This window comes from Burkholderia anthina, assembly GCF_902498995.1.
In the GTDB taxonomy this organism is placed as follows: domain Bacteria; phylum Pseudomonadota; class Gammaproteobacteria; order Burkholderiales; family Burkholderiaceae; genus Burkholderia; species Burkholderia anthina.
Window position 1 is genome coordinate 21,843 of sequence record NZ_CABVLY010000026.1, and the last position, 20,372, is coordinate 42,214.

Annotated in this window: 19 protein-coding genes; 3 read left to right on the plus strand and 16 right to left on the minus strand. The window is 67.9% G+C overall.

The annotated features are described in order from the left end of the window. Positions 1-2: 2 nt before the first annotated feature. Positions 3-434, minus strand: a complete 432-nt coding sequence (locus tag BME24068_RS27635) for a ribonuclease (protein WP_174927963.1) — start codon at positions 432-434, stop codon at positions 3-5. Between the two features lie 377 nt (positions 435-811). Next, a complete protein-coding gene (locus tag BME24068_RS27640) occupies positions 812-3,154 on the minus strand; it encodes an NADP-dependent malic enzyme (RefSeq protein ID WP_275404963.1) in 2,343 nt (780 codons plus the stop codon). 134 nt (positions 3,155-3,288) lie between these two features. Between BME24068_RS27640 and thiL the strand changes: the two genes are divergently transcribed. The 3 genes from thiL to BME24068_RS27655 are packed head-to-tail and all read left to right on the plus strand — an operon-like array spanning position 3,289 to position 5,354. Beyond that, complete coding sequence (gene thiL, locus BME24068_RS27645) at positions 3,289-4,287, plus strand: thiamine-phosphate kinase (RefSeq protein ID WP_096506282.1); 999 nt, start codon at positions 3,289-3,291, stop codon at positions 4,285-4,287. Further along, the gene (locus BME24068_RS27650) at positions 4,277-4,822 is read left to right on the plus strand and encodes a phosphatidylglycerophosphatase A family protein (protein WP_174927964.1); all 546 of its coding nucleotides are present in this window, start codon (positions 4,277-4,279) and stop codon (positions 4,820-4,822) included. Before thiL ends, BME24068_RS27650 begins: the two co-directional genes overlap by 11 nt. A gap of 31 nt (positions 4,823-4,853) precedes the next feature. Beyond that, positions 4,854-5,354, plus strand: a complete 501-nt coding sequence (locus BME24068_RS27655; protein ID WP_098549795.1) for a CinA family protein — start codon at positions 4,854-4,856, stop codon at positions 5,352-5,354. A 42-nt stretch (positions 5,355-5,396) separates the two neighbouring features. Here BME24068_RS27655 and BME24068_RS27660 read toward each other — a convergent pair whose 3' ends face one another. The 14 genes from BME24068_RS27660 to mtgA all read right to left on the minus strand — a co-directional run bounded on the left by BME24068_RS27660 (position 5,397) and on the right by mtgA (position 20,358). Continuing rightward, on the minus strand, positions 5,397-6,455 hold the full coding sequence (locus BME24068_RS27660; protein ID WP_096506276.1) for an HAD family hydrolase: 1,059 nt from the start codon (positions 6,453-6,455) through the stop codon (positions 5,397-5,399). A 246-nt stretch (positions 6,456-6,701) separates the two neighbouring features. Next, positions 6,702-7,544 carry an orotidine-5'-phosphate decarboxylase gene (gene pyrF, locus BME24068_RS27665; protein ID WP_174927965.1) on the minus strand — a complete coding sequence of 281 codons (843 nt, stop codon included), beginning with the start codon at positions 7,542-7,544 and terminating at the stop codon, positions 6,702-6,704. A 39-nt stretch (positions 7,545-7,583) separates the two neighbouring features. Next, a complete protein-coding gene (locus BME24068_RS27670; protein WP_096506272.1) occupies positions 7,584-8,645 on the minus strand; it encodes an aldose 1-epimerase in 1,062 nt (353 codons plus the stop codon). A 62-nt stretch (positions 8,646-8,707) separates the two neighbouring features. Then, positions 8,708-9,523 carry an SDR family NAD(P)-dependent oxidoreductase gene (locus BME24068_RS27675; protein WP_174927966.1) on the minus strand — a complete coding sequence of 272 codons (816 nt, stop codon included), beginning with the start codon at positions 9,521-9,523 and terminating at the stop codon, positions 8,708-8,710. 23 nt (positions 9,524-9,546) lie between these two features. Beyond that, positions 9,547-10,563, minus strand: a complete 1,017-nt coding sequence (araH, locus tag BME24068_RS27680; protein ID WP_096506268.1) for an L-arabinose ABC transporter permease AraH — start codon at positions 10,561-10,563, stop codon at positions 9,547-9,549. A gap of 100 nt (positions 10,564-10,663) precedes the next feature. Beyond that, the gene (gene araG / locus BME24068_RS27685; protein ID WP_174927967.1) at positions 10,664-12,175 is read right to left on the minus strand and encodes an L-arabinose ABC transporter ATP-binding protein AraG; all 1,512 of its coding nucleotides are present in this window, start codon (positions 12,173-12,175) and stop codon (positions 10,664-10,666) included. A 67-nt stretch (positions 12,176-12,242) separates the two neighbouring features. Continuing rightward, a complete protein-coding gene (locus BME24068_RS27690; protein WP_096506264.1) occupies positions 12,243-13,238 on the minus strand; it encodes an arabinose ABC transporter substrate-binding protein in 996 nt (331 codons plus the stop codon). Positions 13,239-13,340: 102 nt separating this feature from the next. Next, positions 13,341-14,120 (minus strand): SDR family oxidoreductase, encoded by a 780-nt coding sequence (locus tag BME24068_RS27695; RefSeq protein ID WP_174927992.1) that lies wholly within the window; start codon positions 14,118-14,120, stop codon positions 13,341-13,343. Further along, the gene (locus tag BME24068_RS27700) at positions 14,120-14,797 is read right to left on the minus strand and encodes a 2-dehydro-3-deoxy-6-phosphogalactonate aldolase (protein WP_174927968.1); all 678 of its coding nucleotides are present in this window, start codon (positions 14,795-14,797) and stop codon (positions 14,120-14,122) included. The genes BME24068_RS27695 and BME24068_RS27700 overlap by 1 nt, the downstream gene beginning before the upstream one ends. Positions 14,798-14,819: 22 nt before the next feature. Continuing rightward, positions 14,820-15,845, minus strand: a complete 1,026-nt coding sequence (locus BME24068_RS27705) for a 2-dehydro-3-deoxygalactonokinase (RefSeq protein WP_096506258.1) — start codon at positions 15,843-15,845, stop codon at positions 14,820-14,822. Then, a complete protein-coding gene (locus tag BME24068_RS27710; RefSeq protein WP_096506256.1) occupies positions 15,842-16,741 on the minus strand; it encodes an IclR family transcriptional regulator in 900 nt (299 codons plus the stop codon). The genes BME24068_RS27705 and BME24068_RS27710 overlap by 4 nt, the downstream gene beginning before the upstream one ends. A gap of 348 nt (positions 16,742-17,089) precedes the next feature. Then, positions 17,090-17,491, minus strand: a complete 402-nt coding sequence (locus BME24068_RS27715) for a hypothetical protein (RefSeq protein ID WP_096506254.1) — start codon at positions 17,489-17,491, stop codon at positions 17,090-17,092. 84 nt (positions 17,492-17,575) lie between these two features. Next, entirely contained in the window at positions 17,576-19,186 is a 1,611-nt protein-coding gene (locus BME24068_RS27720) for a S10 family peptidase (protein WP_174927969.1), read from the minus strand. A gap of 434 nt (positions 19,187-19,620) precedes the next feature. Then, positions 19,621-20,358, minus strand: coding sequence for a monofunctional biosynthetic peptidoglycan transglycosylase (gene mtgA, locus BME24068_RS27725; RefSeq protein ID WP_174927970.1), 738 nt, complete (start codon positions 20,356-20,358; stop codon positions 19,621-19,623). Positions 20,359-20,372: the final 14 nt, after the last annotated feature.

The following is a 20,372-nucleotide window of genomic DNA, read 5'->3' on the forward strand; positions in this document are numbered from 1 at the left end:
AGTCATTCAACAATACGTTTAAAACTGTTGTAGTGGTCGTCCGTGTAGTAACAGTTGTCGACCCGGCGCAACGGCCCGCCACAGACGATCCGGCGCGCACCGCGATTGCGCGCGCGCGGCGTCGGCACCGTGTACTCGTGATAGAAGCCGCGCTTCGCTTTCGGCAGGATCCGCTCGCGGTTGCCGAATACGACGCCGTCTTTCTCGTACGGATAGGGGCCGCCGGCGCCGATCAGGCCAAGCGTGGTCACGGCCTCGCGCGGCAGACGGGCGGTCGGGACCGTATCGAGCCCGCCGACGGCCATGTCGGCCGAAACGGCCTGCCGCGCATAAGCGGCGGAAACCAGACCGCCCGTCGGGGTGCCGACGATACCCATCGCGAACATCGCGAAGACGGACGCGAGCGCGCCGTTGCGGAGCCACTTGCGTGCCATGAACCAGGGTTCCCGCTGTTAAATCAAGTAGTTGACGACCAACAAAGGCGTTAGCGTAGCGCTATTGTCCGCACGAATCAATGTTCGTTTGGGTATCGAAAGCCGCAGGCCGCACCGAACCGGACATTTTTTATCTAAACAAGACTACATTTATCTTACATAGGATAAAATGCGAACGGCATCTCTCGCATGGCGAGACCCTGCCTCCTTGCCACGCTCGTTACCCAGAGTGGAGAGATGCTGCTGTTGCTTGCGGGAAGCGTGTTCGCGCCGTGCCCGACGGCGTGCCCATTGCGGGCACGCCTCTTTTTGCTTTTGTTTACAATTTTTCCCGACGCGCCGCACCGGTTCGACCGGCACGGCGCATGCGTTCGGGGTCAGCGCGAGGCGTTCACGTCGGCGACCAGCAGCGCCGCCATGTTGACGATGCGGCGAACGGTCGCCGATTCGGTCAGCACGTGAACCGGCTGGGCGGCGCCCAGCAGGATCGGCCCGATCGCGATGTTGTTGCCGGCAGCCGTCTTCAGCAGGTTGTACGCGATGTTCGCCGCGTCGATGTTCGGCAGGATCAACAGGTTCGCTTCGCCTTCCAGCGTCGATTCCGGCAGGATTTCCTTGCGCAGCGCCGCGTCGAGCGCGACGTCGCCGTGCATTTCGCCGTCGACCTTCAGCTCCGGCGCGCGTTCCTGCAGGATCGCGAGCGTATCGCGCATCTTCTGCGCCGACGGTGCGTTGCTCGTGCCGAAATTCGAGTGCGACAGCAGCGCGACCTTCGGCTCGATGCCGAAACGGCGCACTTCTTCCGCCGCCATGATCGTGATCTCGGCAAGCTGCTCCGGGGTCGGATCGACGTTTACGTGCGTGTCGACGAGGAAGATCTGACGGCCCGGCAGCACCAGGCCGTTCATCGCCGCGTACACGCTGCAGCCCGCGCGCTTGCCGATCACCTGGTCGATGAAGTGCAGGTGGCGGTGCGTGGTGCTGATCGTGCCGCAGATCATCCCGTCCGCTTCGCCCTTCTTCACGAGCATCGAGCCGATCAGCGTCGTGCGGCGGCGCATCTCGACGCGTGCGAGCTGCTCGCTGATGCCCTTGCGCGACATCAGCTTGTAGTACGTCTGCCAGAAGTCGCGGTAGCGTTCGTCGTGCTCGGTGTTGACCACCGTGAAGTCGGTGCCGGGCGTGAGACGCAGGCCGTAGCGCTGGATACGGTGCTCGATCACCGCCGGGCGGCCGATCAGGATCGGTTTCGCGAGTTTCTCGTCGACGATGATCTGAACGGCGCGCAACACGCGCTCTTCTTCGCCTTCCGCGAACACGACGCGCTTCTTCTCTTCCGACGCGGCGCGCGCGATCTGGAAGATCGGCTTCATCGTCGTGCCGCTGTGATACACGAATTGCTGCAGGTGCTGCCTGTACGCGTCCATGTCCTCGATCGGGCGCGTCGCGACGCCGCCGTCCATCGCGGCCTGCGCGACGGCCGGCGCGATCGTCACGATCAGGCGCGGATCGAACGGCTTCGGAATCAGGTAATCGGGCCCGAACGACAGATCCTGGATGCCGTACGCGGTCGCGACGACGTCGCTCTGCTCGTGCTGCGCGAGTTCGGCGATCGCATTGACGGCCGCGATCTCCATTTCACGCGTGATCGTCGTCGCGCCGACGTCGAGTGCGCCGCGGAAGATGAACGGGAAGCACAGGACATTGTTGACCTGGTTCGGATAGTCGGTACGGCCGGTCGCGAGCACCGCGTCCGGGCGCACTTCGAGTGCGAGTTCCGGCAGGATTTCCGGGGTCGGGTTCGCGAGCGCGAGGATCAGCGGGCGCTCGGCCATGCCCTTCACCATCTCCTGCTTCAGCACGCCGGCAGCCGACAGGCCGAGGAAGATGTCCGCGCCGTCGATCACTTCCGCCAGCGTGCGCGCGTCGGTTTCGCGGGCGAAACGCTCCTTGTCCGGGTCCATCAGCTCGGTGCGGCCCTTGTAGACCACGCCGGCCAGGTCGGTCACCGTGATGTTCTCGAGCGGCAGGCCGATGTCGACCAGCAGGTCCAGACACGCGAGCGCGGCAGCCCCCGCGCCCGACGCGACCAGCTTGACCTTCTTGATGTCCTTGCCGACGACCTTCAGGCCGTTCGTGACGGCCGCGGCCACGACGATCGCGGTGCCGTGCTGGTCGTCGTGGAAGACCGGAATCTTCATCCGCTTGCGCGCTTCGCGCTCGACGATGAAGCAGTCCGGCGCCTTGATGTCTTCCAGGTTGATCCCGCCGAAGGTCGGCTCCAGCGCGGCGATCACGTCCACCAGCTTGTGCGGGTCCGACTCGTTCAGCTCGATGTCGAACACGTCGATGCCGGCGAACTTCTTGAACAGGACCGCCTTGCCTTCCATCACCGGCTTCGACGCGAGCGGGCCGATGTTGCCGAGGCCGAGCACCGCCGTGCCGTTCGTGACGACACCGACCAGGTTGCTGCGCGCCGTGAAACGCGCGGCGTTCAGCGGGTTCTCGACGATTTCCTCACACGCATACGCGACGCCCGGCGAATACGCGAGCGCGAGATCGCGCTGGTTGATCATCTGCTTGGTGGGGGCGATCGCGATCTTCCCCGGGGTCGGGAATTCGTGATAGTCGAGAGCGGCTTCGCGGAGCTTGGCTTTGGAGGAGGCTTGGGTCGACATGTGTCTTGTGACGGGCGGATTAGAATGACTGCTCGACGGCATTGTAGCGCCAATCGAAGCCCGTCAGACCGGCGATTCGGGTGCAACAGCCGCGACAAAAATGGGCTGAACGGTGCAGGAACGCCGCCGTTCGCCTCGTACAATGCCGTTCCCCCAATTACTTCGGATTCCCCGCCGTGCCAGCCGCCCTTTCCGAGTTTTCGCTGATCGACCGCTTCTTCGCACGCCGTGCAGCCCGGGGGCCGCGCGCGTCGACGCTCGGCATCGGCGACGATTGCGCGCTGATCGCACCGCGATCCGGAAAATTGCTGGCGATTTCGACGGACATGCTGGTCGAAGGCCGCCACTTCTTCCCCACCGTCGCGCCCGACGCGCTCGGCCACAAGACGCTTGCGGTGAACCTGTCGGATCTCGCGGCGATGGGCGCCGAACCGCGCGCGTTCACGCTCGCGTGCGCGCTGCCGCGCGCCGACGCGGCGTGGCTCGAGGCATTCAGCGACGGCCTGTTCGCGCTCGCCGAGCGGTTCGGCTGCGAGCTGATCGGCGGCGACACGACGAGCGGGCCGCTGAACCTGTGCGTGACCGTGTTCGGCGAAGTCGCGCCGGATGCCGCGCTGCGTCGCGATGCCGCACGCGACGGCGACGACATCTGGGTGTCCGGCACGCTCGGCGACGCGCGCGCCGGGCTCGGGCTCGCGCGCGGCGAATGGACCGCCGGCGCGGCCGAAGCCGCGGCGTTCCGGCAGGCGCTCGAGCGCCCCGAGCCGCGCATCGCGCTCGGCCTCGCGCTGGCGGGCGTCGCGCACGCGGCGCTCGACATCTCGGACGGCCTTGCCGGCGACCTGCGGCACATCCTGACCCGCTCGAACGTGCGCGCCGACATCGACGCCGACGCGGTGCCGCGCTCGGCCGCGCTCGCGACCCTGCCGCCCGCCGTGCAGCGCCAATGCACGCTGGCAGGCGGAGACGACTACGAACTGTGCTTCACCGCGCCCGTCGCGGCCCGCGCGGCGGTCGACGCAGCCGGCGCCGGCGCCGGGGTTCGGGTCACGCGAGTCGGTACAATACGCGCGTTGTCGTCGCCGTCGGAGCAGCCCGCGATCGCGTGGCGCGACGCCGCCGGCACGCCCCTGACGCTCACGTTGCACGGTTTCGATCACTTCCATGCAGACTGACCCGACGACCGCGCACACCGCGGCCGCGCCCGGCGCCGCGCGGAACGTGCCGCAGCGCGCCACCGCGCGCTTCATGCTGTCGCACCCGGCGCACATCGTGTCGCTCGGCTTCGGCAGCGGCCTTGCGCCGTTCATGCCCGGCACGTTCGGCTCGCTGTTCGGCTGGCTGACGTTCGTCGTGCTGAACCGCTATCTGACGGTGCCCGAATGGTGGGCGCTGATCGCGCTCGGGTTCGTCGGCGGCACGTGGATCACCGGCTTCACAGCACGCAGGCTGGGCGCGACCGATCCGGGCCCCGTCGTCTGGGACGAAATCGTCGCGGTCTGGCTCGTGATGCTGTTCGTCACGCCCGCGACCTTCGTCGGCCAGCTGTGGGCCTTCGTCGCGTTCCGCCTGTTCGACATGCTCAAGCCGCCGCCGGTCCGCTATTTCGACCGCCGCATGACCGGCGGCTTCGGCATCATGATCGACGACCTGATCGCCGCCTTCATGACGCTGCTCGTGATTGCCGTGTGGCGCTCCGTCATCGGCTGACCGATTTCCCGACTTTCGTTTCCCGACGCGCATGCCAACCGATTCCGTCGTCCACCAGCTTGCGATCCGCGCAGGCAACAAGCTGCGTGACGAGCACCTGTCGCTCGCCACCGCCGAATCCTGCACGGGCGGCATGATCGCCGCCGCGATCACCGACATCTCCGGCAGCAGCCAGTGGTTCGAGCGCGGCTTCGTCACGTACTCGAACCAGGCCAAGAGCGAGATGATCGGCGTGCCGCCCGACCTGATCGAAAAACACGGCGCCGTCAGCGAGCCCGTCGCCCGCGCGATGGCCGAAGGCGCGCTGCGCAACAGCCGCGCGCAGGTCGCGCTGTCCGTCACCGGCATCGCCGGCCCGGCGGGCGGCAGCGAGAAGAAGCCGGTCGGCACCGTGTCGTTCGGGTGGAGCAACCGGCTGCATACCGACGTCGAGACGCTCGTGTTCAAGGGCGACCGCGAGCAGATCCGCACGCAGGCGGCCGCGCATGCGCTGCGCGGGCTGCTGAAGCTGCTGGACGAACGCGAAGGCTGATTCGTCCGGAACACGGCGGGGCGGCAAGCGCCCCCTGCCCGCTTACTGGATCGCGTCGGGCTTCACGACGATCCAGTTCTTGTCCGCCGTGACCGGCAGGCCGAGCGCCTTCTGCCGCGCGGCCGATTCGTCCGACCACGCGCGGATCTGCGCCATCTGCTTGTCCTTCTTGTTCACCCACACGCGCACGCCGCCGCGCGCAATGTCCGTCGCATTCAGCAGCATGTAGCCGTCGGACGTCGGCGTGTCGCCCGCGACCAGCACCGGCTTCTTCCACTGGTCGATCCAGCCGACGATCGAGCCGAGCTTGCCCTCGTACCACGTCATCGGGTTCATCAGGAACGGCGTGATCACGAGATTGCGGTTCGCGGCCTCGTCGTACTTGCCGGCCTTGATCTGCAGCCGCGACGTCGTCAGCGCGCCCGTCGCCGGGTTGCGCAGCAGCGTCGTCACGCCGATCACGTTCTGCGGCTTCACGTTGTAGCCGTACTTCGGATCGGACAGCACCAGCCGCGCGAGCTCCTCGTGCGCGGCCGTCATCACGTACACCTCGATCCCGTTCTCGCGCAGCGCGTTGTACAGCTCCTGCATCCCGCGGAAGAAGCGCGGCGGGTTCGCCGCGCCGTCGACCACCTTGTCGCCCTGCCAGTAGCGGATCGGCACCGGCTTGCCGTCGGCGAGCATCGCGTCGATGTGGCGCTTCAGGTCGGCGAGCGACAGCCCCGCGAACGCCTGCGCGATCCACGGGTAGCAGACCAGGTCGTCGATCTCGCAGAGCCGGTAGTAGTAACTCGTCAGCGACTCCTTGTAGTCGGCGGAATCCTTGAACGGGATCAGTTTCAGCGACGGGTCGAGCGAGTCGCGCGTGAGCACGCCGCGGTTCTCGAGATACGGCAGCAGCGATTCCTCGAGGTCGTAGCGGTAGGTCGTGTTGTCGGCGTCGAACACCGCGTAGTCGCCGCGGTTCGCGTGCTCGGCGAGCATCGCGTTCAGCGCCTTCGCGCTGTCCGCCGGCCAGTGCGACAGGTCCGCCGCGTGGGCGAACGTCATGCACAACGACGCGGCAAGCGCGCTCAGGAGATGGCGGGACAGCTTGGGCATGGCGTCGCTCCCTTTCTTGACATTTTGGTTACGGATCGATGACAAACGGCAGCATCGCGCGACTAAATTGCCGACATGCGGTGCGGAAGCGACGGGAAGTTGTTCGCGTGCGCCAATGCGGCGGGAGGGAACAAGCGACGGGCGGGAGACGAAAGCGGAGGGGAACGGCGGAGAACGCGGCACAGGCCCGCGGGCGCGGGCCTGCCGGAGCGGGTCGCCCGTGCGGGCGACCCTTGGCGTCCGCAATCAGCGATGCGCGTTGATCGTGTCGCGGGTCTTCTGCGCGGCGAGCGCCGCCGCTTCGGCGAAGTCCTCGCCGTTGCTCGCGTACAGGATCGCGCGCGACGAGTTGATCATCATCCCGGTGCCGTCGGCGGTGCGGCCCGCGTTGACGGTCGCCTGCACGTCGCCGCCCTGCGCGCCGATGCCGGGGATCAGCAGCGGCATGTCGCCGACGATCCCGCGCACGATCTCGATTTCCTTCGGGAACGTCGCGCCGACCACGAGGCCGAGCTGGCCGTTCTTCGCGTTCCACTTGTTCGCCGCGAGATCGGCCACGACCTGGTACAGCGGCCGGCCCGGATGGCCGGCCGCGTTCGTTTCGAGGAACTGCAGGTCCGAGCCGCCCGGGTTCGACGTGCGGCACAGCACGATCACGCCCTTGCCGTCGTGCTCGAAGTACGGCTCGACCGAGTCGTAGCCCATGTACGGGTTCACGGTGACCGCGTCCGCGCGATAGCGCTCGAACGCTTCGCGCGCGTACTGCTCGGCCGTGCTGCCGATGTCGCCGCGCTTCGCGTCGAGGATCACGGGCAGGCCCGGGTGCTGGAGGTGGATGTGCGCAATCAGGCGCTCGAGCTGATCTTCCGCGCGGTGCGCGGCGAAGTACGCGATCTGCGGCTTGAACGCGCTCGCATACTGCGCGGTCGCGTCGACGATCTGCCGGCCGAATTCGAAGATCGCATCGGGCTGGCCGTCGAATTGCACGGGAAAGCGCGACGGCTCGGGATCGAGGCCGACGCACAGCAGCGAATTCGTGCGCTGCCACGCGGCGCGCAGCGATTCGATGAAAGTAAGCGGGGAAGACATGGCGGATACTCGCGGCAAACCGTTGGTAGACCGCGTATTTTACCCGCGTCGCCGGCGTCCCTCGCGCGCGGCCGCATCGACGCGCGCATCGGCCCGCTCGACGGTGAACGAAAAACGCCGCGTGAGCCGTTCGCCCGGCGCGAGCAGCGTCATCCCGTGCGCGGCCCCGCCGCCCGGCAGGTTCACCGCATTGATCGGGTGATCGACCGGCTCGAAGCAGAAGAAATCCTTGCCCGGCGGCGTGAAGAGCACGTACGCGTCGGCGTCGGCGGCAACCGTCATCGACAGCCCGCGGCGTGGCCAGCCCACCGTCGCGTGCCCGCCCCAGCCGGTGAACGCATGATTGACGAGCGCCGCCGGCAGCGGATATGCAACGCCGAACTGCCAGGCCGGCGGCACGCTCACGTGCCGCACCGGCAGGAAATCGGCATCCGACAGCCACAGCCCGCCGGCCGCCGCGGCCAGCTCGGTCGCATCGTCGCGCACCAGGAACGGATGCACGCCGAGCCCGAACGGCAGCCGTGCGCGCCCCGCGTTCTCGATCGTCAGCGCGATCGACAGCGTCGTATCGTCGAGCGCGAACGACTGGATCGCGCGAAACGCATACGGCGCGCCGCTCGCGCGATCGAGCGACAGCTGCAGCGTCGTGTCGGTCGCGTCGTCCACCTGCCACGGTGCGAGCCAGCCGTCGCCGTGAATCGGCAGCGACTCGTCGCGGCGGTTGCGCGGCACCGCCACGCTGCGCCCGTCGCATTCGAAATGGCCGTTGCCGATCCGGTTCGAGTACGGCAGCAGCGGATAGCACGCGAGCTCGTTCGGGTCCGTCGCGGCTTCCGGGTGCTCGCAGCGGCGGAACACCGGCACCAGCGCGCCGTTGTCGCCGCGCCAGTCGAAGCGCGCGATGCCGCCGCCCAGATGCGGCAGCACGTCGAGCCGCAGCGATGCGTTCGACAGCGTGACGGCCGCCGCGTGCGCGGCGCCGACGCCCTGCGCGAACGCGGCGGTCTGCGGGCCGGCGCTGACCGGCTGCGAGGCGGCAGCCAGGCGCGCGCGGCGCGACTGGCTCGTGGACGACGATGCGCGCGAGGACGTGGCGGTCATGATGAACTCCTTTCCTTCGTCGAAGAAACGATACGGTTCGTTGCGCGATCCCGCGCGAACGCTCAGGCCCAGCCGCCGTCGACCACCACGTCCTGCGCGGTGATCATCCGGCTGTCGTCGGCCGCGAGGAACAGCGCCATCCGCGCGAGATCGTCCGGCAGCAGCTCGGCGTCGATGCACTGGCCGGCCTTGATCGCCGCGCGGCCCGCGTCGTCGAGCCACAGCCGGCGCTGCTTGTCGGTCATCACCCAGCCCGGCACCAGCGAATTCACGCGGATGCCGAACGGGCCGAGATCGCGGGCAAGCCCGCGCGTGAGCCCCTGCACGGCCGCCTTCGCCATCACGTAGACGGGGTAGCCGCCGTTCTTCAGCATCCAGCTGATCGAGCCGAGATTGATGATCGCGCCGCCGCCGTGCCGCTTCATGTCGTCGATCACGGCCTGCGCCGCGAAGAACTGGTGACGCAGGTTCACCGCGATGCCCGCGTCGAACGAGGCGGGCGTCACGTCGCCGATCGCGTGACGCACGTCGTTCGCCGCGTTGTTCACGAGCACCGCGATCGCGCCGATGCGTGCGCGGATCGCGTCGATCGCATCGCGCAGCGCGTCGATGTCGGTCAGGTCGCACGGCAGGAACAGCGGCGCGTGGCGGACGTCCGGCTCTTGCGCGAGGCTTTCCGCGAGCGCCCGGCCCGCCTGCGCGTCGAGATCGACGAACGCGACGCGCGCGCCCTGCCGCGCGAAGTGCTCGACGAATGCCGCGCCGATGCCGGTCGCGCCGCCCGTGATCAGCACCGCCCGATCCTCGAGGCTCGGGTAGCGCGCATAGCGTGCGTGGTTCGCGGCGTGCGGATCGTGCGCGGAAGTTTCGATGGTCATGCGGATCGTCTCCGTGGAATCGGTCAGTCGCGTACGCCGCGGTTCTTCAACTGGTCGAGCAGCACCGCCGCGAGCAGGATCGCACCGCGCACCAGGTACTGGTAGAACGCGTCGATGTTCAGCAGGTTCATCACGTTCTCGACGGTGCCCATGATCAGCACGCCGATCACGACGCCCGAGATCGTCGCGCGGCCGCCCATCAGCGACACGCCGCCGAGCACGCACGCGGAGATCACGTTCAGCTCGAAGCCCTGCGCGGCGTTCGGCTGGCCCGACGTGATGCGCGACGCGAGAATCACGCCGGCGAGCGCCGTCACCGCGCCCTGGATCAGGAAAATGTACACGCGCGTGCGTTCGACGTTGATCCCCGCGAGCCGCGACGCCTCGGGGTTGCCGCCGATCGCGAGCGTGTTGCGCCCATAGACGGTCTGGTTCAGCAGCACGCCGAACGCGATGAAGCACAGCAGCGTGACCCAGATCGGCAGCGATACACCGAACAGCGTGAGCCCGCCGAGCGCGATGAACGTATCCGACGACACGCCGACCGCCTGCCCCTTCGACACGATGAAGCCGAGCCCGCGCACGATCTCCATCGTCGCGAGCGTCGTGATCAGCGCGTTGATGCGCAGATACGCGATCACCGCGCCGTTCACGAAGCCGATCGCCGCGCCGGCCGCGACCGCCGCGACGATCGCGACGAACGTGTTGTCGGTCGCGTTCAGCACCATCGCGCACAGCACGCCGGAGAACGCGACGGTCGAGCCGATCGACAGGTCGAAGTCGCGCGAGGCCAGACAGAACATCATCGTGCACGCGACCATCCCGATCTGCGAGATCGACAGCGCGAGGCCGAGCATGTTGTCGATCGAGAAGAAGTGATCGACCGTCAGCGACATCGTCAGGAACATCACCGCGAAGATCGCGATCAGGCTGTATTCGGTGAGGTGCTGCCACCACTTCTGGCGGTCGCTCTGCTGGGGCGCCAGCGTGTCGGCCGACGGCTTCACGGCCGCGCTGGCGAGGTTTTCCCTGACTTGCATGATGGTGTCTCCTGCTCCTGCTTCGCGCGGCCCGCGCCGCGCGTGATCGATTCGAATGTCGTACGCCGCGCGGGGCCGGCCCAGGCCACCCCGCGCGGCCTCAGGCCGCCTCGACGGCGCTCGTCTGCGGCAGCGCGAGGCTCAGCACCGAGTGCTCGTTCGCCTGTTCGCGCGGCAGCTCGCCCGCGATGCGGCCTTCGCGCATCACGACGATGCGGTCGGACACGCCGAGCACTTCCGGCAGTTCCGACGACACCATCACGATCGCGCAGCCGCGTTCCGCGAGCCGGTAGATCACGTCGTAGATTTCGTGCTTCGCGCCGACGTCGATGCCGCGCGTGGGCTCGTCGAGGATCACGACCTTCAGGTCGGGCTCCGCGAGCCAGCGCGACAGGATCGCCTTCTGCTGGTTGCCGCCCGACAGGAAGCGGATCTTCTGCCGCCGGTTCGGCGTCTTGATCTTCAGCCGCTGGATGAAGCGGTCGGCCGTTTCGCTTTCCGCCTTGCGGTTGATGAAGAGCCCCGCGCGCAGCGAATGGCGGCGGCAACTGATGTTGATGTTCTCCGCGACCGACGCGATCGCGATGATCCCTTCTTCCTTGCGGTCCTCCGGGCACAGCACGATGCCGTGGCGAATCGCGTCGCCGGTGCGCTTCACGTCGATGCGCGCGCCGTCGAGCGTCAGCACGCCCGCGCGCCGGCGGTCCGCGCCGTACACGAGCCGCATCAGTTCGCTGCGCCCCGCGCCGACCAGCCCGAAGAAGCCGACGATCTCGCCCGCGCGCACCGAGAAGCTCGCGGGTTCGCGCAGCGCCGGGCCGTCGACGCCTTCGGCGGAAAACCGCACGTCGCCGAGCGCGCGCGGCGCGTAATGGTAGATGTCCGAAATCTCGCGCCCGACCATCTCGGCGACGAGCCGCTCGCGCGGTACGTCGTCGAGCGATGCATGCGACGCGATCTTGTGCCCGTCGCGAAAGATCGTGCACGCATCGCACAACCGGTAGATCTCGTCCATCCGGTGCGAAATGTAGATCAGCGCACGGCCTTGCGCGCGCAGGTCGTCGACGAGCTTGAACAGCACTTCGGTCTCGCGATGCGACAGCGAGCTCGTCGGCTCGTCGAGCGCGATCACGCGCGCGTTGCGCATCAGCGCCTTGCAGATCTCGACCATCTGCCGCTGCGCGATCGACAGCCGCCCGAGCTTCGCATCGGGATCGAGATCGACGCCCATCGCCGCGAGCCGCTCGCGCACGTGGCGCTTCGCCTCGCCCTTTTTCACCCAGCCGAGCGCGTTCGGCAGGCGGCCGAGCAGCAGGTTCTCCGCGACCGTCAGGTCGGGCACGTATTGCAGCTCCTGGTGAATCACTGCAATGCCGGCCGCGATCGACGCAGCCGCGCTCGAGAAATGCACGGGCTGGCCGTCGACCAGCACGCTGCCCGCATCGGGCTGATATTCGCCGCCGAGAATCTTCAGCAGCGTCGACTTGCCCGCGCCGTTCTCGCCCATCAGGCCATGCACCTCGCCCGCATGCACGTCGAACGAGATGCCGTCGAGTGCGCGCACGCCGGGAAAGACCTTGCCGATATTGTCAAAACGCAGTGCCGCTGACACGTCGTCTCCCCACTTCCGGATCGATCGACCGCCGGCCGCCGCATCGCCGCGGCAGCCGGCGGGCCGCTTACTTCGACGCGAGCCCCATCTCCTCGCGCACCTTCGACACGTTGTCGCGCGTCGCGAGCATGCCGGTCGTCAGCGTCAGCGGCGGCGGCGCCTTGCCCTGCGTGATCCACGTGTACATCAGCTCGGAGGTTTCCTCGCCGTGGCGCTTCGGGCTGATGATCACGGTGCCGTAGAAGCCCGTCGGCTGCGGCTTCTTGAATTCGTTCAGCGCCGAGTCGGACCCGCCGATGCCGATCCCGATCATGTTGTCGGCCTTGAAGCCGCGCCCTTCGGCCGCGCGCACCGCGCCGAGCACGGCCTCGTCGTTCAGGCCGTAGGCGACCCAGTGCTTGAACTGCGGGTTCTTCGTGAGCGCGATGTTCGCCGCGTTGAACGCGTTCTCGGTGTCGGTCTTCGCCTGCGGCGCCGCGATCACGTTCGCCTTCGGGAAGCCCGCGGCCACCAGCGCGTCGGTCGCGCCGCTCGTGCGGTCGTGCGCGGTCGGCAGCTGCTCGTACGTGATGTCGATCGCGCCGACGTCCTTCATGTCCCAGCCGCGCTTCTTGATCTCGGCCGCGATGCCGTCGCCGACCTGCTTGCCGATGTTGTAGGCGGAAATGCCCATGTGCGGGACCGATTCGATCGGCTTGCCCGCGCCGTCGACGAGGCGGTCGTCGACCGTCATCATCTTCAGGTTGTGCGACTTCGCCTTCGCGACGATGCCCGGCCCGAGCTTCACGTCAGGCGTGCAGATGATGAAGCCCTGCGCCTTCTGCGCGGCGAGGTTGTCGATCGCGCTCATGACCTTCTCGCCCGACGGCGCGCCGATCTTCACGAGCGTGAAGCCCTTGTCCTTCGCGGCGATCTCGGCGAACTTCCATTCGTCCTGGAACCACGGCTCCTCCGGCTGCTTGACCAGGAAGCCGATCTTGACCGGGTCGGACGCGTGCGCAACCGGGCTGCCCATCACCACCGCGGCCGCAGCGGCCAGCGTTACGAACGTTCTGCGTTTCATCTCCAGTGTCTCCTTGTCTTCATCGAACAGGATGCAGCCGCTTGTTGGTTTCGACGCAGCGTGCGCGCGGCCGTCGCACGTGCGGTCTTTCGAATCGTTGCGTCAGTCGTGGTACAGCGCCGCGCGCCCGCCGTCGACGGTAATGCACGCGGCATTGATGAACGGCGCCTCGTCGGATGCGAGGAACACGGCCGTCATCGCGACCTCCTCCGGCTTGCCGATCCGCTTCATCGGCTGCAGCGCGAGCGTCTCGGCGCGCGCGGCGGCCGGGTCGGCCTGCGCATCCCACCAGTCGCGCGTGAGCTGCGTCTCGATGTAGCCCGGCGCGATCGCGTTCACGCGCACGTTGCGCGCCGCGTATTCGATGCCGAGCGCGCGCGTGAGGCCCAGCACGCCGTGTTTCGCGACCGGATACGGAAAGCAGCCCGGGATGATCCGGAACGCATGCGTCGACGCGATGTTCACGATGCTGCCGCGGCCGCGTTCGACCATGCCCGGCAGCGCCGCGCGGCAGCCGTGCCACACGCCGTCGAGATCGACCGCGAAGCAGCGGCGCCAGTCGTCGTCCGTCATCGTCAGCGGATCGGCGAACACGTTGATGCCGGCGTTGTTCACGAGCACGTCGAGCGGGCCGAACGCGGCTTCGGTCTGCGCGAGCGCGTCGCGCACCGACGCCTGCTGCGCGACGTCGGCATGCAGCGCGAGCACGAGCGCGCCGTCGATGTCGCGCGCGATCGCGGCGGCCGTGTGCTGCGCCTGCGCGAAATCGAGATCGACGAGCGCGACGGCCGCGCCTTCGCGAGCGAACGCGTGCGCGATCGCGGCGCCGATCCCGCGGCCCGCGCCCGTCACCATCGCGACCTTGCCCGCGAGGCGTTCCATCATGCGGCTCCGCCGCGCGCGACGCGCAGGCCGGCCTGGAACGCGCGCGCGTTCGCCGCGGTCGCGTCCGCCGGCTGACCGGGCCGGTACAGCGCCGAACCGAGCCCGAAGCCGTTGGCGCCGGCCGCGAGAAACGGCTGCATGTTGTCCGGCGAAATGCCGCCGACCGGAATCAGCGGCACCGCACGGTCGATCACCGCGCGCCACGCCTTCACGACGGGCACGCCGAGCTGCTCGGCCGGGAACATCTTCAGTACGTCGGCGCCGTTCGCGAGCGCGGCAAACGCTTCGGTCGGCGTCGCGACGCCCGGTGCGCTCGCGAGCCCGCGCTCGCGCGCGCGGCGAATCACGGCCGCGTCGCTGTGCGGCATCACGATCAGCGTGCCGCCGGCATCCTGCACACGGTCGACAAATTCGGCGCGCAGCACGGTGCCCGCGCCGACGATCATGTCGTCCGGCAACGCGCGGCGCAGCGCCGCGATGCTGTCGAACGGATCGGGCGAATTGAGCGGCACTTCGACGATCCGGAAGCCGGCTTCGTACAGCGCATGGCCGTGGTCGGCCGCTTCCGCGGGCGTGATGCCGCGCATGATCGCAATCAGCGGGCACGCGTCGAACGCGCGCATCAGTGCGGCGTGCGGCGTGTACGGCGCGGGCAGTGTAAGGTCGGACGACATCGGCAATTCCTCTTCAGTCAGTTCATTGGTCCGCGCAGACGGGCTCGCCGTCCGCACGCACGAGCCCGGCGCGCGATGCAATGCGCCACAGTCCGCGCTCGGTCGCCTGCGCGACGACGCGCGCATGCATGCAGCCGAACACGCGCAGCGCATCCACGTAGCGCGCACATAAGCCGTCGTCGCCGATCAGCAGCAGCGGCTGGTTCGCGAGCGCGACACCGCGCTCCGCGAGCATCGCGTCGAGCGCGTTCAGTTCATGGCCGATCAGCAGGCCGGACAGATAGTCGCCCTGCGCATCGGGAGCGAGCCGGTCGGTCAGGCCGAGCGTGCGCGTACTGAAGATCGTCGCGAGCAGCCCGGTGCGCTGCGCGCCGCGCGCCACCGTCACGCCGCGCGCGAACGCCGCGCGATCGCCTGATGCGCTCGCGCGCATCGTGCGGCCGAGGATCGTGTGGTCGCGCAACGCGGCGAACAGTTCGCCCGTCATGAAGGTCTGGAAGCGCTCGATGAGTCCGCCCTTCACCCAGGCCCATTTCGCGTGCGTGCCCGGCAAGCCGATCAGTACCCCTGAACGATCGGCATCAAGCATGGGATCGTTCGCGAGTGCGCCGAATATCTGCGTTTCTTCGCCGCGCATCACGTCGGGCAGATCGCCCGTCGCGATCACGCCCGGCACGATCGACACCGTGGTGCCGCGCGACGTCGTCACCGTGACGAGGCCCGCGACGAGCGCGTCGGCGCCGGCCGGCACCTCGACGTACGGCGCCTCGCGCCAGCCCTGCGCGCTGCCGACCATCCCGGCGGCCAGCACCGGCACGCCCGGCGCACGGTCGAGCCAGTCGCCGCACGCCTCCTCGAACACGACGTCGAACGCGCGCGCGCCGCCGGCCGGCACGTGCATCACGCCCGCCGCGCGGCTGCGCGTGTCGATGAGCGCGCCGTGCGCGTCGAATAGATACGCGCGCAGCGACGTCGTGCCCCAGTCGAGCGCGATCAGCGACGGTGCGGCGGAACGGGCGTCCGGAACGGTCCGGGTCGAATGGGTCATCGTTTGATCCTGCGGGTACCCTGCGGCGGGCTCCAGCCCAGTTCCGCGGAAATCGCTCGCGCTTCGCGCTGCACGAGCGGAATCAGTTCGTCCATCCGGTCGTGCGGCATGTACGGAATCGTGCTCGCGACCGACACGGCCGCGACGATCGCGCCCGATGCGTCGCGAATCGGCGCGGCCACGCAGCGGATCGACGCCTCGTTTTCCTCGAGGTCGAACGTATAGCCGCCGGCCGCGTAGTGCGCCATGCGCTGCAGGAACCCGCTCGTTTCGGGCCGGTTGTCCGGCTTGAAATTGACGCCGGCCAGCGCGCGCCGTGCGGCCTCGAACAGCGAGCGCCACAGATCCGGATCGAGGTCGAGCATCATCGCCTTGCCGATGCCGGTCGATGCGAGCGGCATCCGGTGGCCGACGCGCGAGCGCATCTCGAGGCCGCGCGTGCCGGGAATCTTGTCGATGTACAGCACGTCGTCGCCGTCGCGCACGCCGAGGTGAATCGTGTCGAGCGTCGCTTCCGCGAGCGCCTCGAGGTGCGGGCGCGCCACCGCCGTGAGCGGCATCTGTTCGAGCGCGATCGTGCCGAGCTCGATCAGCTTCGGGCCGAGCAGGTAGCCGCCCTGCACCTGGCGCAGGTAGCGCGCCTGCACGAGGCTGCTGACGAGCCGGTGCGTCGTGCTGCGCGTCGTGCCGAGCGCGGCGCCGATCGCGCGCATGTCGCGCGCGCCGTTGGCGATCGCCTCGAGGATCGCGAGACCGCGCAGCAGTGTCTGCGTGCCGGCCTGCTGCGCGGCGAGGTCGAGCGGCGTGCTGGTCGCGCCGATGCTGTCCGTGAGCGGCGCATCGTCCGGCGTCGCGCGCCGGGCGTCGAGAGCGAGGGAGTCGGGCATCTTGGTCATGGAACAGGCTTCTTCAACGGAATCGGTGAAGCCGTTGTCGCAATGCCGGAACGACGTCCGGCGACGCGGCAAGGCGGCGGTCGATGCACCGAGGAAAGCGCCCGGCGAACTTCATGGAAGGTGTCTCCGTATGCGTCGGGCGCCGCGCGATGCGTGGGTCCGAAGCTGTCGATGTGCTTCGGATTGTAGGAGCGCACGCATTCGCCTCCAATATTTGAATGCGTTGTCCAGATAATGAGATAAACGGCGAAAAGCATGCCGACCGTCGCGAAACGGCCATGTCATGCGCGCGGGGGCGGAACCCGCCGCGTCGCAGGTTCCGCCCCCGTTTGTTCATGCGCGGCGCGCTTACTGCTGGTTCGCGCTGCGCGCCTGCACGTAGCGCTGCACGTCGGAGAACGACACGCGGCCGCTGCCGCTCGCGTCGATCTGCCGGAAGTGGTTCGCGACATAGCCGAGGCCGGCCGCGCGCGCCTGCGCCTGCGTGATCGAACCGGTGTTCTGCGTGTCGGCCGCGCCGAACTGCCGCGCGAGCTTGCGCACCACCTGCGCGTGCAGTGCGGCGCCGGTCGTCTGCGTGCCGGCGGTCGGCTTGCGCGCGGCCGGCGGCACGTACGGATCGCCGAGCTGCGCCTGGCGCGCACGCGCCGGCGCAACGGCGTCGCTCGCCTGCGCGAACGCGGACAGGGACACGGATGCAACGCCGCCGCATGCAAGCGCCGCGGCAACGACGATGAAACGTTTCTTCATGTCAGGCTCCAGTCTGGAATGAGGTCGTCGACGGCCGGCGAACGGCGCCGCCCCGGGCGCGCGTCGCCAGGCCCGCACATCGCATCAGTGCGCGGCCGCGTTGTAGAAGGTCACGAGGTCGGCTTTCTCCTGCGGGCGCGACGTATCGTCGAGATAGACCATGTGTCCACCCTGATAGTCCTTGATCGTCAGGTTCGGTTGCGTTCCGAGCCGCGCGAGGTCGAGCTCGGTCTGGTAGAACGGCGTCGCGATGTCGTGATAGCCGTTCAGCGACAGCACCTTCAGCGACGGATTGAGCGTGAGCGCCGCGGCGAGATCGGGGATCGTGTCGGGCATCGCAAGGCCGTCGTGCGTCCAGTCCCACGTGTTGATCGCATTGCTGCTCAGCGAATACGCGGACTGCGCGCTGTACTTCAGCACGTTCGGCAGATAGGCGCCGATCGTGTCCGTGAACGGCTTCGTGATGTACGTGCTCGACGGGTCGCCTTCCGACGCGAGCGGGCTCGACGACGGCACGTTCACGCGCGCGTCGTAGCGGCCGATCAGCGTGCCCGGGATCAGCGACACCTGGAAGCTGTTGTCGAAGAAGGTCGGGACCACGTTGAAGTCGGCGTTCCACAGCGCCTGCTTCACGCCGGTCGAATTCACCATCGTCGTGACGAGCGTCGGCGACGGCGGCGTGTGGCTCGCGAGATACGCGTTCACCGCCGGCGCGTAGCTGCCAGCCGTCAGCAGGCGCATCTGGTCCGCGTACTGCGGCAGGTTCGACGGGTTCGGATTGTCGAGCTGGTAGTACGCGCCGACGGTGCCGTAGGACGGCACGAAGCCCGCGCAGCTGACCGGACTCGACCCGTTGTTCGAGTTGCCGACATAGTCGCTCGCCATGTCGCAGTTGGCGTTGTAGTTCAGGATCGACGATTGCAGCACGATCCCGGCCAGGTTCACGCCGGCCGTCTCGAGCAGGTTCGCGAGCACGTCGGTGCGCGGCGTGCCGTACGACTCGCCGAACAGGTACTTCGGCGAATCGTTGCGCCGGTTCACCGCGAGATAGCGCGTGACGAAGTCGCGGAACGCGCCGCCGTCCTGGTCGACACCCCAGAACGTCTGGTTCGTGTTCGGCGCGACGGCTTCGGAGTACCCGGTGCCGATCGCGTCGACGAACACGAGATCGGTCGTGTCGAGCAGGCTTTCCGCGTTGTCGACGAACGGGAACGTCGACGTGTTCGCGTTCGGGTCGCCCGTCTGGATCCGTTTCGGGCCGAACGAGCCGAGATGCAGCCACACCGATGCCGAGCCGGGGCCGCCGTTGTACAGGAACGTGACGGGCCGCTTCGCCGCGGGCTGGTTGTCGGCCGTGTACGCGACGTAGAAGAACGATGCTTCGGGCGCGCCCGTCTGCGGATTGCGCGCGACGAGGTGGCCGGCCGTGGCCGTGTAGCGGATCGTCTGGCCGTTCAGCGTGATCGTGTGATGCGTGACGGCGGCCTTTTCGACCGCGGCGGACGCGTCGAGCGACGCGGTCGCACTCGACGAATAACTGTTCGGATCGTTGTACGGCTTGTCCACCTGGGCGGCGGGATCGGCTGAACTGTCGGCGCCTGTCGCAGCGGACGACGTCACGTCGTCGTTGCAGGCCGTCAGAATCAGCGAAGAGAACACAACCCCCAACAACAGCTTCGCTTTGCTCGCTGGCATCGTTGCTTTCCTTCTCTCGAATGTTTTTTGTGTCGAGCAGCCGGGTAAGCCGCCCCCCGCCTCGATTGCGGCCGATAAGCCGAGGCGCCGGCCAATATACGCGAGCAGGTGGGCTTTGAAAAATTTGGAAATATTTGGCCCGAAGCCAGTGCAGCGCACACCTTTCAACAATGCTTCGATTGGCGAACCATTTAATTTCATCCGCCTTTCAACGCATGCCGTGTTTATCGGGAAGCACTAAAAACTCACGGATTTCGTGCCATATCGGCAAACAAAATCACGCGGGTGCCGGCATCGTTCAGTCAAGCGAAATAGACGGATTCGTCTAATGGATATGGCCCGAAATGCGGGCGACATGAATGCGCTGCAGCGCACCAATGCTGCGCCGGCGGCGAAACGGACGATGCGGCGGCGCGAGCGCGCCGCTCACCGCATCACTGCGATTGCGGGAGTTCGGCCGCGCCCATCCGGCGGGCAATGACGGCCGCGCGCTGCGCCTGGTAGGCCGAGCCGCGATGCGTGTCGAACCAGCGCGGCTTCGGCAGCATCACCGCGAGGCGGGCCGACTGCCATGCGCCGAGCCGGCTTGCGGGAATCTTGTAGTAATAGCGTGCGGCGGCCTCGGCGCCGTACACGCCGCGCCCCCACTCGACCGAGTTCAGATAGATCTCGAAGATCCGCTCCTTGTCGAGCACCGTCTCGAGCATCCACGTGATGATGAGCTCCTGCCCCTTGCGGATGTAGCTCTTCTCGCGCGACAGGAACAGGTTGCGCGCGAGCTGCTGCGTGATCGTCGAACCGCCCGCGACGATCCGGCCGCGCGCCTTGTTCTTCTCCCACGCCTGCAGGATCGCGTCGACGTCGTAGCCGTTGTTGGTCGCGAACGTCGAATCCTCGGAGGCGATCAGCGCGCGCTTCAGGTTGCGCGAGATCTGGTCGTACGGCACCCACTGGTGCCGGATCTGCGCGGGCGGATTCTCGCGCGATAGCCACCATGCGTCGGTACGCATGAATGCGGTCGAACCGGGGTTGATGAACGACCACAACGCGATCTGCGCGAGATAGAACAGCTGCGTCGCGAGCCAGGCGCCCGCGAACACCGAACCCGCATAGACGATCCAGCGGGCCGGGCTCACCGTCCGCGTGCGCCGCGCGTCGCTCACCGCCACCACGTGCCGCTCGCCGC

Bases quoted from the DNA above. Each gene is read 5' to 3' on its own strand.
- BME24068_RS27635 (WP_174927963.1), bottom strand. From the start codon at position 434: ATGGCACGCAAGTGGCTCCGCAACGGCGCGCTCGCGTCCGTCTTCGCG.
- BME24068_RS27640 (WP_275404963.1), bottom strand. From the start codon at position 3,154: ATGCCGTCGAGCAGTCATTCTAATCCGCCCGTCACAAGACACATGTCG.
- BME24068_RS27650 (WP_174927964.1), top strand. From the start codon at position 4,277: ATGCAGACTGACCCGACGACCGCGCACACCGCGGCCGCGCCCGGCGCC.
- BME24068_RS27655 (WP_098549795.1), top strand. From the start codon at position 4,854: ATGCCAACCGATTCCGTCGTCCACCAGCTTGCGATCCGCGCAGGCAAC.
- BME24068_RS27660 (WP_096506276.1), bottom strand. From the start codon at position 6,455: ATGCCCAAGCTGTCCCGCCATCTCCTGAGCGCGCTTGCCGCGTCGTTG.
- pyrF (WP_174927965.1), bottom strand. From the start codon at position 7,544: ATGTCTTCCCCGCTTACTTTCATCGAATCGCTGCGCGCCGCGTGGCAG.
- BME24068_RS27670 (WP_096506272.1), bottom strand. From the start codon at position 8,645: ATGACCGCCACGTCCTCGCGCGCATCGTCGTCCACGAGCCAGTCGCGC.
- BME24068_RS27675 (WP_174927966.1), bottom strand. From the start codon at position 9,523: ATGACCATCGAAACTTCCGCGCACGATCCGCACGCCGCGAACCACGCA.
- araH (WP_096506268.1), bottom strand. From the start codon at position 10,563: ATGCAAGTCAGGGAAAACCTCGCCAGCGCGGCCGTGAAGCCGTCGGCC.
- BME24068_RS27690 (WP_096506264.1), bottom strand. From the start codon at position 13,238: ATGAAACGCAGAACGTTCGTAACGCTGGCCGCTGCGGCCGCGGTGGTG.
- BME24068_RS27695 (WP_174927992.1), bottom strand. From the start codon at position 14,120: ATGGAACGCCTCGCGGGCAAGGTCGCGATGGTGACGGGCGCGGGCCGC.
- BME24068_RS27700 (WP_174927968.1), bottom strand. From the start codon at position 14,797: ATGTCGTCCGACCTTACACTGCCCGCGCCGTACACGCCGCACGCCGCA.
- BME24068_RS27705 (WP_096506258.1), bottom strand. From the start codon at position 15,845: ATGACCCATTCGACCCGGACCGTTCCGGACGCCCGTTCCGCCGCACCG.
- BME24068_RS27710 (WP_096506256.1), bottom strand. From the start codon at position 16,741: ATGACCAAGATGCCCGACTCCCTCGCTCTCGACGCCCGGCGCGCGACG.
- BME24068_RS27715 (WP_096506254.1), bottom strand. From the start codon at position 17,491: ATGAAGAAACGTTTCATCGTCGTTGCCGCGGCGCTTGCATGCGGCGGC.
- BME24068_RS27720 (WP_174927969.1), bottom strand. From the start codon at position 19,186: ATGCCAGCGAGCAAAGCGAAGCTGTTGTTGGGGGTTGTGTTCTCTTCG.